The 11,726-nt window shown below is 69.2% G+C and carries 11 protein-coding genes and 1 pseudogene; 3 read left to right on the top strand and 9 right to left on the bottom strand.

Translation table 11 applies throughout. The features are described 5' to 3' along the window. Positions 1-107 precede the first annotated feature (107 nt). Together ACGF8B_RS25975 and ACGF8B_RS25970 are read right to left on the bottom strand one after the other, a co-directional pair. Entirely contained in the window at positions 108-476 is a 369-nt protein-coding gene (locus ACGF8B_RS25975) for a VOC family protein (protein ID WP_392742938.1), read from the bottom strand. A 33-nt stretch (positions 477-509) separates the two neighbouring features. Continuing rightward, the gene (locus tag ACGF8B_RS25970) at positions 510-1,283 is read right to left on the bottom strand and encodes an oxidoreductase (RefSeq protein ID WP_392742935.1); all 774 of its coding nucleotides are present in this window, start codon (positions 1,281-1,283) and stop codon (positions 510-512) included. A 69-nt stretch (positions 1,284-1,352) separates the two neighbouring features. On the opposite strand from ACGF8B_RS25970, the gene ACGF8B_RS25965 reads away from it, so the two are divergent. Continuing rightward, positions 1,353-1,952, top strand: a complete 600-nt coding sequence (locus ACGF8B_RS25965) for a TetR/AcrR family transcriptional regulator (protein ID WP_392742933.1) — start codon at positions 1,353-1,355, stop codon at positions 1,950-1,952. A 49-nt stretch (positions 1,953-2,001) separates the two neighbouring features. Here the strand turns inward: ACGF8B_RS25965 and ACGF8B_RS25960 are convergent. Both ACGF8B_RS25960 and ACGF8B_RS25955 read right to left on the bottom strand, forming a co-directional pair. Next, a pseudogene (locus ACGF8B_RS25960) lies at positions 2,002-2,223 on the bottom strand (Tn3 family transposase); the annotation flags it as partial. A 104-nt stretch (positions 2,224-2,327) separates the two neighbouring features. Next, positions 2,328-3,326: a LacI family DNA-binding transcriptional regulator gene (locus ACGF8B_RS25955; RefSeq protein ID WP_392742930.1), complete on the bottom strand. Its 999-nt coding sequence runs from the start codon at positions 3,324-3,326 to the stop codon at positions 2,328-2,330. Between the two features lie 18 nt (positions 3,327-3,344). On the opposite strand from ACGF8B_RS25955, the gene ACGF8B_RS25950 reads away from it, so the two are divergent. Together ACGF8B_RS25950 and ACGF8B_RS25945 are read left to right on the top strand one after the other, a co-directional pair. Then, positions 3,345-4,811 carry an MFS transporter gene (locus ACGF8B_RS25950; RefSeq protein WP_392742928.1) on the top strand — a complete coding sequence of 489 codons (1,467 nt, stop codon included), beginning with the start codon at positions 3,345-3,347 and terminating at the stop codon, positions 4,809-4,811. Further along, entirely contained in the window at positions 4,808-6,151 is a 1,344-nt protein-coding gene (locus ACGF8B_RS25945; protein WP_392742925.1) for a carboxylesterase family protein, read from the top strand. Before ACGF8B_RS25950 ends, ACGF8B_RS25945 begins: the two co-directional genes overlap by 4 nt. 248 nt (positions 6,152-6,399) lie before the next feature. On the opposite strand, the gene ACGF8B_RS25940 is transcribed toward ACGF8B_RS25945, so the two are convergent. From ACGF8B_RS25940 to ACGF8B_RS25920, 5 genes are all read right to left on the bottom strand, one after another. Then, positions 6,400-6,816 carry a pyridoxamine 5'-phosphate oxidase family protein gene (locus ACGF8B_RS25940; protein ID WP_392742980.1) on the bottom strand — a complete coding sequence of 139 codons (417 nt, stop codon included), beginning with the start codon at positions 6,814-6,816 and terminating at the stop codon, positions 6,400-6,402. A 340-nt stretch (positions 6,817-7,156) separates the two neighbouring features. Continuing rightward, positions 7,157-8,929 (bottom strand): ABC transporter ATP-binding protein, encoded by a 1,773-nt coding sequence (locus ACGF8B_RS25935; RefSeq protein WP_392742923.1) that lies wholly within the window; start codon positions 8,927-8,929, stop codon positions 7,157-7,159. Beyond that, positions 8,926-10,845, bottom strand: a complete 1,920-nt coding sequence (locus ACGF8B_RS25930; RefSeq protein ID WP_392742920.1) for an ATP-binding cassette domain-containing protein — start codon at positions 10,843-10,845, stop codon at positions 8,926-8,928. Before ACGF8B_RS25930 ends, ACGF8B_RS25935 begins: the two co-directional genes overlap by 4 nt. Then, on the bottom strand, positions 10,832-11,182 hold the full coding sequence (locus ACGF8B_RS25925; protein WP_392742977.1) for an RHS repeat-associated core domain-containing protein: 351 nt from the start codon (positions 11,180-11,182) through the stop codon (positions 10,832-10,834). The genes ACGF8B_RS25930 and ACGF8B_RS25925 overlap by 14 nt, the downstream gene beginning before the upstream one ends. After that, positions 11,179-11,682 carry a hypothetical protein gene (locus ACGF8B_RS25920; RefSeq protein WP_392742983.1) on the bottom strand — a complete coding sequence of 168 codons (504 nt, stop codon included), beginning with the start codon at positions 11,680-11,682 and terminating at the stop codon, positions 11,179-11,181. Before ACGF8B_RS25920 ends, ACGF8B_RS25925 begins: the two co-directional genes overlap by 4 nt. Positions 11,683-11,726: the final 44 nt, after the last annotated feature.

Here is an 11,726-nt window from a genome sequence, read left to right as displayed (position 1 = left end):
CCGGAACAGCATCCACAACTCATCCGGCACCAGCCGCTCAACCAGATTCGCCATGCACAACTCAACGAACGATCAAGCCATAAGAAACGGCTTCTTAAACGGCAAGCTCAGGCCGTGCGCAGGCAGAAGGGATGTCCGGCGGGGCTGGCGTAGACGCGGCTGCCGGTCCGGGTTTCGGGAGTCGCCTCCTCCACGGGCCGCAATCGGGTGGCACCGGCGTCGGTGGCGGTGCGGTCGGCGGTCGCGAGGTCCTCGACGCCGAAGTCGAGGTGCATCTGCTGGGAGGTGCCGTCGGGCCAGTTCGGGGTGAGGTGTCCGGGGGAGGACTGAACGACTACCACAGGCAAACCGGGGGCCTGGATGAAGTGGTGGGTCGGCGTGCGGGTGATCGAACCGCCGAGCAGTCGGTGCCAGAAGGGGCCCTCCGTCTCGATGTCGGCGGCGTCGATGATCACGGAAGTCAGGGTGATGGGCATGGTGGTGGTCCTGTTCTTCGTGCCGGTTGATGCTCAGACGGTCGGGAGGATGCCGCCGTCGACGCGGAACTGTGCTCCGGTGAGCCACTTCGCGCGGCTGGAGGCAAGGAAGGCGATCATCTCGGCGATGTCCTCGGGGTCCCCGGGACGCCCCATGGGGACTTTCAGGTGGTCCACGATCTGCCGCGTGACCTCGTCCGTGGATACGCCTTGCTTCTCGGCCATGTGCCGGAGGTGGGCGGCGGCGCCGTCGGTGACGACGAAGCCGGGCAGGACGCAGAGCACACGCACCCCGTGTTCACCGACCTCGGTGGCCAGTTCGCGGCTGTAGGTGTTGAGCGCGGCCTTGGCGGCGGCATAGGAGGCTTCGTTGCGCTGGGGCAGTCGGCTGGCGATCGAGGAGACGTGCACGACGACGCCGGATCCCTGCTCGACCATTCTCGGCACCAGGGCCCGGTCCAGGCGCACAGCGCTCAGAAGGTTCATGTCCAGGTCGGCCTGCCAGGACGCGTCCGAACGGCCCAGGGTCGGCGCCGGGGCGCTCGCCGCGCCGGCGTTGTTCACGAGCACGTCCACGCCGCCCACATGGTCGATGATGCGGCGGCCGAGTTCGGCCACACCCTCCTGCGTCGAGAGGTCCGCCGGCAGGAATGTGGCGCCGCTGTCCTTCTCCGGCCGGCTGCGGGAGGCCGTCAGCACGGTCGCGCCCGCATCGACGAACCGACGCACGGTGGCCGCGCCCAGGCCCCGGCTCCCGCCGGTGACCAGGACTCGCAGGCCGTCCAGACCCTCACCGATGATCGGCATGGGAAGTCCCTTCCGTAAGGTGAACCTGACTCCGGAAACGATACACGCAACCGGAACCGGACTCACCTTATGGAGGATTCCTTGTCGGCATCACGCCCATCACGCCCACTGCGCGCCGACGCGCGCCGCAATCGCGAGGCGCTGCTGTCTGCGGCCCGTGACGCGTTTCTTGCCGGGGACACCGAGGCGCACGTGGAGGAGATCGCCCGCAGCGCCGGGGTCGCCGTCGGAACGCTCTACCGCCACTTCGAAACCCGCGAGGCGCTGATCGAAGAGGTCTACCGCAAAGAGGTAGACGACCTGTGCGCGTCGCCGGAGCACCTGCTGGACCACCACAGCCCCGAGGAGGCCCTGGGTCGCTTCCTGCTCCTGCTCGTGGACCACGCCGCCGTGGGCAAGGGGATGTCCGTCGCGCTGGAGAGCATCATGGCGACCGACTCGCCGGTCTTCGAGGACGCCCGTACCCGCATGGGCGATGCGCTGACGCGGCTGCTCGACGCCGGCGCCGCGGCCGGCACCGTCCGCGGTGACGTTACCGGCCCCACCCTGTTGCGGGCTCTGGGCGGCATCTGCGCCATGCGCGTGAGTGAGGGATGGATCGACGAAGCCCGCCAGATCACCGGCCTCCTCCTCGACGGCCTGCGCCATGGTGTCCCCCGCGCGCCCTGAGCCGAAGAATGCGTGGCGTGTTACCCCCGCTCGTCGTCCTTGTCCAAGTCGGGGCGCCCGCATCGCGCAGCGGGCGCAGGGCGTCGGTTGCCGGGGCCGAGGCGGTGAAACCGTAGCGGCCGAGGAGGTTCAGGTTGCGGTGCCTGAGCGGGGAGATCCGGGCGATGACCTCCTCCCGGATCTCACGGCCCTCGGCGCGGAGCGCCTGGACGGTGACGTCGACGTCCTTCGTGGTCCGGAGCACGACGGCGTTGAGGACTGGTCCGAGCGATTCCGGCCGGCGCTGCTCGAATGGCGACTCGCCGTGACCACCTGCGGGAAGCCACACGCGAAGATGTCCTCGCCCGGCTCGCGACCGTGCACGGAGGGGCTCCGTCAGGCGCTTTCCCGGATGACGAGGGTGGGATGCAACGGGGGCGTGGCCGGTGGTCTGTCGCCGTGGATGCCGCACACGATGACGCGGGCCAGGTGGGCGACGAGCACGTCCTGGTTGTGATCGATGGTCGTCAGTGGCGGGTCGGTGAACAGACTGATCGGGATGTTGTCGGCACCGATCACGGCGAGGTCCTCCGGCGCCGAGATGCCGAGGCGGCGCATGGCGCTCAGGAGGGCGAAGGCGTAGTCGTCGCTGTAGACGCACACGGCGGTCACACGATCGTCGGCAGTGACGTCCCACCAGCGCCGGAGCGCGGCCGCGACGCTTTTCGGCGTGAGGTCGGTGCTCTCGACGTGGGGCCGGTCCAGACCGAGGTCGAGACACGCCGCCTCGGCCCCCTCGATCCGCAACCGGCGGAAGAGCCGGTCGTGTTCGGCTCTGGGTGCGAGGAACCCGATTCTCCGGTGCCCTCGTGCGGCCAGATGCTCAACTTGGAGCGCGCCCACGAGGCTGCCGCGCGCGAGCAGCGGGTTGTCGGTGTGCTCCTCGTCCCACAGGAGCCCCTGGGCGACGAAGATGCCGGTGCTCTCCATCGATGACCGCTCGTCCCTGCCCACGTCGTCCAAGAGCAGGACAGCCGCGGGCATGATCGCCTGCCACAGCTCGCCGACGGGCATCCCCTGTTTCAGCCGGCGGATGACCGGCTGGAGGTTCAGCTGTTCGAGCTGCTCAGTGAGGCCGTCCACAAATCCCGACATGGCGTACCCCAAAGGCCAGTCGGGGAGCACGATCAGTACGATGTCCGACCGCCCGAGACGCAGTGCGCGGGCGGCTGCGGAGGGGGTGTAGTTCAGCTCGCGGGCGGCCTCGAGGACGCGGCGCCGGGTCTCCTCCGGGATCCGTGTCAGTGATTTGTTGTTCAGCACGTAGCTGACGGTGGCCTGCGACACCTGGGCCGCCTCCGCCACCTGCCTTGCCGTGACCCGAGCAGTTCCCATTGAGCGCCTTGTCATCGGATGCGGTTCTCGCGCCAATCGTACCGAGCGGAGTTGTCGGCACGAAGGGCGGCTTGTACTGTGCTTATACGTTTCAGCGCTGATACGTATAAGCGCGGCCACGTGTCAGTGTCTGCTTCCGAGGACGAGAGAGCCATGAATCACCTCAATGAAGGCCCGCCGCAACTCGTTGTCCCGCCCGCCAAGAGTCCGCACCCCCTGAGCGGCCGGAGCACGACCCACGACGCACAGCGTCCCGGCGCGTCGCCGACGGTGAGCGCGGGGTTCGTCCTCATCTACGCCTTGGCATCGTTCGGCGCACTCCTGGTACTGCTCACGCCGTCTCTGGAGAGTCTCGCGCTACGGATCAACGCCTCCGTGCCGGCCGACGAGGCCCCGGGTGCGCTCGGAACCGTTCTGGCCCTCGGCCTCATCCTTCAAGTGCTGGCGCTCCCCGTCATCGGGCGCCTCAGCGATCGCACCCGTTCGAGGTTCGGTCGGCGTCGCCCCTGGATCGTTCTCGGGTCGATCGGCCTCCTGGCCGGAGCCCTTGTCATGGCGCTGGTGCCGAGCATCGTCGGCCTGACGATCGGCTACGCCGTCGTGTCGGTGTCGGGCAGCTCCTGCGTCGCGGCCCTGCTGGCCGTGATGTCAGACCGGGTGCCGGTCCGGCAACGCGGTCTGGTGTCGGCGTTCCTGGGCCTCGGAACCGTCGGGGCCCTGGTGGTCGGCTCCGTGATCGTGGCTCTCCTCCCGAGCAATTCGGGCGGCATGTTCGTCGTGCCGGCCGTCGTCGGCGCCATCCTCCTCGCGCTCTTCGCGGCATTGATGAACGACCGGCCTTCGTCGAACGACGCCCCGTTCCCGAAACTGACCACCGCCATGGTGGTCTCCACCTTCTGGGTGAGCCCCCGCCGCCACCCCGATTTCGGCTGGGCCTACCTCAGCCGCTTCCTGCTCCAGCTGGCCTACGCGTTCCTGACGACCTACCAGGCGTTCTACCTGATCAGTCACCTGGGGACAGCAGCTGACGACGTGCCGGGAAAGGTGCTGACGGGAACCCTTCTCCTGGGAGCCGCCACGATCGTCTCCAGCGTCGTGGCAGGGCGACTCTCCGACAAGCTGGCACGGCGGAAGGTCTTCGTGATCACTGCGGCGTTCATCACTGCGGGTGCCCTCCTCCTCATCGCGGGCGCGAACGACCTGCCCCTGTTCTACATCGGGCTGGTTCTCGGCGGCATCGGCTACGGCGGCTACACCGCCGTGGACCTGGCGCTGGCGACAGACGTTCTTCCGAACCCCGACGACGCCGCGAACGATCTCGCCATCTTCAATACGGCGTCGACCCTGCCCCAGGCGCTCGCTCCGGCCATCGCGCCAGGCATTCTCGCGATTACCGCACAGTCGTACTCCGTTCTCTACACCGTCGCCGCTGCCGTCGCCGTCACCGGCGGCTTCGTCATCTTCCGCGTGCGAGCGGTGCGATGAGCGCGGGCCCGACGCCGCAGTCGGCCACCGAGCCCCTCTTCCGGCCTCCGAGCGGTCCGGTGATCGGATGGCGCGACGGCGCCGTCGTCCGCGCCACGGGTATCCCGTACGCCACTGCGGCGCGTTTCGAGGCACCCCGCCCTCTCGACGACCGCGCCGAACCGTTCAGTGCACGGGGCTGGTCGCCGATGTGCCCCCAGCCCGCGGATCCCATCGCCGACACAATGTTCGGAGCCGATCCGCGCGCTCTGCCCACCGATGAACACTGCCAGCATCTGTCGATCACGATGCCGGCCCGGTCGAGTCCGGATCTGCTTCCGGTCATGGTCTGGATCCACGGGGGCGGCTATGTCACGGGAGCCGGTGACCTCGCGGTGATGGACCCGGCGTCCTTGGTCGCCGAGCAGGATGTCGTCGTTGTCACGGTCACCTACCGCCTGGGGCTTCTCGGATTCATCCAGTCGGAGAGCGGCCCGAGGGCGAACCTCGGTCTGCTCGACCAGAGGGAGGCGTTCCGCTGGATCCGGCGGAACATCTCCGCGTTCGGAGGTGATCCGCACAACGTCACCGCGTTCGGGCAGTCGGCCGGAGCCGCTGCCCTGGTCGAACTCATGGCGACGGAGAACGCAGCCTCCCTGTTCACACGAGCCATCATCCAGAGCGCGCCTCTCGGCATCATGCGTGGCCGCGTGAAGCTCAACCGTGCCCTCTCCCGGCGCGCGAACACGATCCGGGCCACGGCACCGCTCTCGGCGATTGCTGACGTGCAGGCCGACGTCATCCGCGCGGGCGTGCCGTTCGGCCTCAAGGGCGGGATGCCCATCGCTCCGCAGTACGGATACCCGCCCCTCCCGGCGGAGCGCGATGTCGACGCCGCATGGAGGAACACGGCTCCCCGCATCGACGTGCTCATCGGCAGCACCTCCGAAGAAGCGCGACTGTTCCTCCCGGCTCTCCCCGGACTGGCCCGCTGGTTCCGGATGCCTCTCGTCGGCCGCGTCCTCGAACGCGGCGTCGTGGCCTTCTGCACCTGGGCGGTGTATTCACGGGGGGCTCGCAGGTTCGCCCGACGTCACCGCCGGGCCGGCGGACGGGCGAGCAGGTATGTCCTGTCCTGGTCCGTGGCAGGCAACCCCATCGGCGCGGCCCACACGATAGACCTTCCGCTTCTCTTCGGCGACGAAACGGCTTGGGAGAAGGCAGAGTTGATCAAGGGGTCTTCGTGGAACGATGTTCATGAGGATGGCCGCCTCCTGCGCGCGGCGTGGGCAAGTTTCGCCCGGGGCGAGCGCGTCGATTCCCAGGGCGGCACCCGTCGATTCCTCCGGTTCCGTTCGTGAGCGGGAAGACTCAGAACTCGTACGGAGGTCACTCGCGCCCCGCTCCGCAGGCCACCGGCCGGCCTTGGCGGTGCAGTTCGGCATGGTGCCGGTGAACGTGCGCCACCTTGCACGGAGGAAGTGCACCGTTTTCGGAGCGGTGATGGAGCGAGGGCAGTGAGTCTGCTGTCGGTTCGGTTCGACAGGAAGGCGCCCCTCAAGGCCATCGGCAGACCCGGCAGATCCTGGTAGACACAGAGTGAGCAAGCTCAGCGAGTGGCCGTATAGCTCAGATCGTGGGCTGTCAGGGACGAGGGGGTCAGCCGCAGCCACACCGTGCCGCGATGTTCAGGATCATCATGCAGGTAGCGGACGAAGCGTGAATCCCAGCGGGACTCATCCGTGCCCAGATAGCGGACCAACTTGCGACGCCCACGCGGAACGTCGAAGGGAACGAGTTCGGCACGTCCACGGGCGATGACCTGGCGGACAAGCCCCGTATCGATGTCACATACATCCACCACAAGAGCGATCTGCGCATCCGCGCTCACCCGGTGAAACAGCTTGGTCCACGGCCCGGTCAAAACCCAGAAGGCGCTCTCCTCCCACAGAAACCACACAGGCCGCACGCTCGGTCCATCGGTAGCGATGCGCGCGGTGAGCGGCTGACTGAGGAAGACATCAATGTCAAAGGGAGGAGGCGTCACGTCTCCATGCTCGTTCTTCCAACCACCGCCGAACACCCCGACCTTCGGCCTAGGCCGAGCCATCGGTAGACCTGGCACATTCTGGTAGATAAAAAACAAGCTGACCTCCCGGACTTCGTCTCCGCGGCGATGGCGCGGGGATACGAGGGTCGGGCGCTGTGCCGGACGGCGGCGACGGAACAGGTCCCGTCCGTCACGTCCCTGACCGAACTCCTGGAACTCTTCTGACCGTACGACGGTGACGGTCCGTCCAACGAGGACGGGGCCGTCGTCGCTCGGCCACACGGTCCATGAGTGCACACGCCCCATGCGTGCCGGGTCAGTCTCCGTACGCGGCGGCCTGCAGGGCGTACAGCTCGGCGTAGAGCCCCTTTCCCGCGATGAGCTCGTCGTGGCCGCCGCACTCGGCGATCCGGCCGTCCTTGAGCACCACGATCAGATCGGCCATGCGCACGGTCGAGAAGCGGTGGGAGATCAGCAGGGTAACCCGGCCGTCGGCCCTGCCCAGCCGTGCCTCGGCGGCTACCTGCTCAAACAAGGCGTGTTCGGTGCCCGGGTCCAGGCTGGCCGTCGGCTCGTCGAAGACCGTGAGCAGCGGGCGGCGGCGCATCATTGAGCGGGCGAGCGCGAGTTTCTGCCACTGCCCGCCGGACAGTTCCACCCCGCCCCGCCAGCCTCCCCCGAGCGGGGTCTCAAGCCCCTCCGGCAGTTGCTCGGCGAAGCGCGCCCCGGCGCCCGCCAGGGCTGCGCGCACGGCCGCCGGGTCCGTCATCCGGTCAAGGTCTCCCACGCCCACGTTCTCGCGCACCGGCAGCTCGAAGCGCGCGAAGTCCTGGAACGCGGCGGTGATGTGCTCGCGGTAGGCGTGCGATTCGATGTCCGCCAGGTCGGTGTCGTCGAGCAGAATCCGTCCGGCGGTCGGCCGGTACATGCCGCACAGCAGCTTGACGAGGGTGGTCTTGCCCGCGCCGTTCTCTCCCACGAGGGCGACGACGGCCCCGGCGGGCAGCCGGAGCGAGACCTCGGACAGCGTCTGTCGCCCAGTGCCGGGATACGAGAACGCAAGGTTCTCCACGACGATGCCTCGGGTCAGCCCGGCAGGCGGCCGGGCCGTGCCGACGGCCGCCCTCGCGCGAGCGCGCAGCCACTCGTAGTGCTCGGCGGTGATGCGGGTGCGGGTCGCGGACCCGGCCAGTCCGGAGAGCGTCACCGCGGCGCCCACCACGGCCGAGGCCAGGCCGAGTGTCAGGGCGACGTCACCAGCGGTGGCCTGTCCTCGGCTCGCCTGCCGCAGCACCAGCAGGACGGCCGCGACATAGGCGCCCGCGAACAGCAGCCAGCTGCCCGTGCGCACGATCACCGAGCGCAACAGCGCGGCTTCGGTGGCGCGCTGCCGGTTGAGGGAGGCCGTCCGGTGCCGGCGTACGAGTTCGTCCTCAAGTCCGTAGACGCGCAGTTCAGGGCCGGACTCCGAGGCCACGGCGAGGTCGAAGACATACTGAGCGGTACGCCGGTCCGCCGCGGTGCGCAGTTCGGCCCGGCCGTACAGCTCCTCGGCCCGCCGTGCCAGCCAGGTCGCGGGCAGGGCGATCAGGGGAAGGACCAGGAGCGCAGGCTGCACCTCGGCCAACAGTCCTGCGACCAACGCCAGTTGGGCGATCACCAGCGGTCCGATGACGGCCAGCGTCATACCGTCGGCCAGGTCCTCGACGTTGCGCTTGAGCAGATGGAGACGGTCCTGGAACTCGGGCAGCTCGAAGTGCTCCAGACCGGGCGCTTTGGCGGACAGGGTCAGCACCCGCCGCTGGACGACCATGCGCGACCGTTCCCGCATCCGAATGGTGGCCCACCGGTAACCGAGGGGCGCGAGGGCCGTCAGCAGCAGCGCGACGCCGACCGGAACGGCTCCCATGGCGACCTGGTCCGCGTCGTGCGCGGCCGCGCCGTCGACCAGGGGACGCAGCCCGAGGGCCAGCAGCAGCGGGCCCACCAGGGAGATCGCGCTAACGCCGATGAAGAGCGCGCAGAGGCCGATGCCGACCTCCCGGCCTATGTCGACCAGCAGTCGCCAGGTACGCAGCCACCTCCTCATATCTCCGTCTCCTTCCTACGGGCTTCGGCGTCGAGATCGTCGGCGCCGCACTGATCAGGACCGGTCGGCGAGGCAGCGTCGAACCGGGCTGCTTGGAGGCAGAACATCGTGGCGTACTGCCCCTGGGCGGCCATGAGTTCGTCATGCGTGCCCTGTTCCGCCACACGGCCCGCATCGATCACGGCGATGCGATGGGCCTGCCGGACCGTGGAGAAGCGGTGGGAGATCACGACGGTGGTCAGTCCCCGGGTCAGTTCCATGAACTCCTCGTACAGCCGGGCCTCCGCGCGCACGTCCAGTTGCGCGGCGGGTTCGTCCAGGATCAGCAGGTCGGCGCCCCGCTCAACGGCGAACAGCGCCCGGGCCAGCGCCAGACGCTGCCACTGCCCGCCGGAGAGATCCACCCCGTCCGTGTACGAGGCGGACAGCGGGGTTTCCCAACCGAGGGGCAGCGCCTCGATCTCCGCGGCGATTCCGGCCCGTTCGGCGGCGGCCCGGACGTTGGCCACGGTCGCGGGGGCGTCGAGCCCGCCGAGGGCGATGTTGTCGCGGGCCGGCAGGGCGAAGCGCAGCGAGTTCTGGAAGACGGTGGCGATGCGACGGCGCCAGGCGACGGCGTCCACGTCGGCAAGATCGGCGTCCGCGACGGCGATGCGTCCGGCCGTGGGCTCGTACAGACGGCACAGCAGTTTGACGAGAGTCGTCTTTCCCGCGCCGTTGGCGCCGACGATCGCGAGCGAGCGGCCCGCAGGGATCTCCAGGTCCAGCCGGTCGAGGACGTCGGACGAACGGCCCGGGTAGCCGAAGGACACCTTCTCGAAACGGATGTCTCCGCGCGGGGCGTCGGCGGTGGTGGCGGTCGGCGGTGTCGTCGCCGCCGGGGCTTCTGCCGACGGGGGCGTCCGGGCCGTCCCGGGCTCGGCCTCCGCGACGGTGGCGACCGCTGTGTCGAAGCGGCGCAGCGTGGCCGTCGCCAGCTCCGTCTGCAGGCCCATCCACGAGGACTGCTGCATGGCGGCGATCCCCGTCATCAGCGCCTGGACCCACACCACGGCCTCTCCCGGCGTGGCGTGACCCCGGGCGGCCTCGGTCACGATCCAGGTCAGCCCGCCCAGCACCACCGCCGCGAGAGTGAGACCGGCGGCGACCGGGCGCGGCGGCAGCGGTCCGATCACCTCGGTCATCGAGCGGCGCCACGTACGCAGGAAACGGTCGGTCAGAAACCCGGACAGGCCGAAGACGCGAACCTCTTTGGCGGCGGGGGCCTCGACGCCCAGGGCGTAGTAGTACTCCAGCCTTCGGGCGCCCTCGCTGTCGCCGTAGTGGTGCGCCGCCTCGGTTCGCGAGGCCGCCTTCTCCTCGTACGCCGCCCACACCGCGGCGATCAGCAGTGCGGCCCCGAGGAGCACATGGAATCCGGCGAGGAGCGCGCACACGCCGAACAGGGTGAGTCGTCCCGCGACCAGTCCGCCGACGGTGGAGACGAGCCTGCCGGGCCGGCCCCACGCGCCGCTGAACGTCTCGCGGCCGACGCTGATCAGGTCGACGGTCCCCGGCTCCTCCAGGTGAGCGGTCCCGGTCGGGGTCATGACCGCCCGCATCAGCTCGCGTTGCAGCAGGGCGTCGATGCGGTCGCCCAGGGCGGTGGCCGCGGCGGTGCGCAGGGCCGCCGCGATCCAGAGCAACAGGAGGATCAGTCCGGCCAGGGCCGCCCAGCCGAGTCCCTGTCGGCCGAGCGGCGAGTCGAGTCCTCGGGCGGCCACGCCGGGAACCGTCTCGACCAGGGCCCCGATCGCGGAGATCAGGGCCAGCGGAACGACCGCGGCGAGCAGGACCGTACCGAAAGCGACCACGGTGAGACCGCGGCCCGCCTGCCAGGCGACCTGGGCGAACCGCCCGTAGTCACCGATGCGCACCCGCGGCGGCCGGTCCGACCTTGCCGGACGACGGCGTCTGTTCCACCTTGCCACTCCAGGACTCCCATCGATCGGCGGGACGGCGCGGAATCGGCTCATCATCCTGATCACCGTGCGGAGCCGCAAGGAGGTGTCCGGTGGGGTCGGTGCGGTTGACGGGGTCGCCGAGGCAGTAGGCGTAGGGGTTGATCCCGCCCGCGCCGAAGGGGCTGAGGCTGTCGGGGGTGGTGAACCGCATCAGATCTGGGTGGTAGGCGCGGTAGCCGTTGCCCAGGTGCAGCCAGCCGGTCGCCGGGTCGGTGCGCTGGCCGTCGTAGCCGAGGACGCTTCGCGTCAGTGATCTTGGCCTGTGGTCCGTGCGGAGCAGTCGTGTCCGTCGCCAGGCAGGCCCATGACGTTCAGCACGGGTTTCTCGCCCTCGGGGATCTCGAAGGTGAAGTTCGCTCCTGACGCGATCGCCGTGAGCGCGCACTGGTTGCCGAAGGTCAGCGGAGCATGCGGCTTCCAGGAACAGCCGGCCCTGTCCAAGGCGGAAACGACGTCCGCGTGCTTGAGCCCTGCCGGGAAGGTGCCCGTCCCCCCGACAACCGACGGAGGGAGTTCGACGACGTCACGCCAGGTCTGGACGCAGATGAGAGAAACCTTGCGGCAGCGGCAGACACTCAGCTCAAGATCTCCATAGGCGAAGAGCCGCGGCCACTTTCTGTTCCGGCTCATTGTTCCGATGTCCCACGGCTCGCCGAGTGCTGCGGTCACATCGTTCCAGTCGGCTCCGCTGAACACCGGGCCCAGCCGACCTGTCTTCGCCATGCTGGTCAGGACATCGAGAATCTCCACGAGGCGGAGCCTGACAGGTGCCTTGACCAGCAGTCCAGCGGTTT

This window comes from Streptomyces sp. NPDC047917, from assembly GCF_043204345.1.
Classification (GTDB): Bacteria; Actinomycetota; Actinomycetes; order Streptomycetales; family Streptomycetaceae; genus Streptomyces; species Streptomyces sanglieri.
This window is presented reverse-complemented; position numbering and strand designations above follow the sequence as displayed.

What these genes read in the sequence shown, in the direction of transcription:
- ACGF8B_RS25955 (WP_392742930.1), bottom strand. Translation starts at nt 3,326, where the DNA reads ATGGGAACTGCTCGGGTCACGGCAAGGCAGGTGGCGGAGGCGGCCCAG.
- ACGF8B_RS25970 (WP_392742935.1), bottom strand. Translation starts at nt 1,283, where the DNA reads ATGCCGATCATCGGTGAGGGTCTGGACGGCCTGCGAGTCCTGGTCACC.
- ACGF8B_RS25935 (WP_392742923.1), bottom strand. Translation starts at nt 8,929, where the DNA reads ATGAGGAGGTGGCTGCGTACCTGGCGACTGCTGGTCGACATAGGCCGG.
- ACGF8B_RS25965 (WP_392742933.1), top strand. Translation starts at nt 1,353, where the DNA reads ATGGAGGATTCCTTGTCGGCATCACGCCCATCACGCCCACTGCGCGCC.
- ACGF8B_RS25950 (WP_392742928.1), top strand. Translation starts at nt 3,345, where the DNA reads ATGCGGTTCTCGCGCCAATCGTACCGAGCGGAGTTGTCGGCACGAAGG.
- ACGF8B_RS25945 (WP_392742925.1), top strand. Translation starts at nt 4,808, where the DNA reads ATGAGCGCGGGCCCGACGCCGCAGTCGGCCACCGAGCCCCTCTTCCGG.
- ACGF8B_RS25975 (WP_392742938.1), bottom strand. Translation starts at nt 476, where the DNA reads ATGCCCATCACCCTGACTTCCGTGATCATCGACGCCGCCGACATCGAG.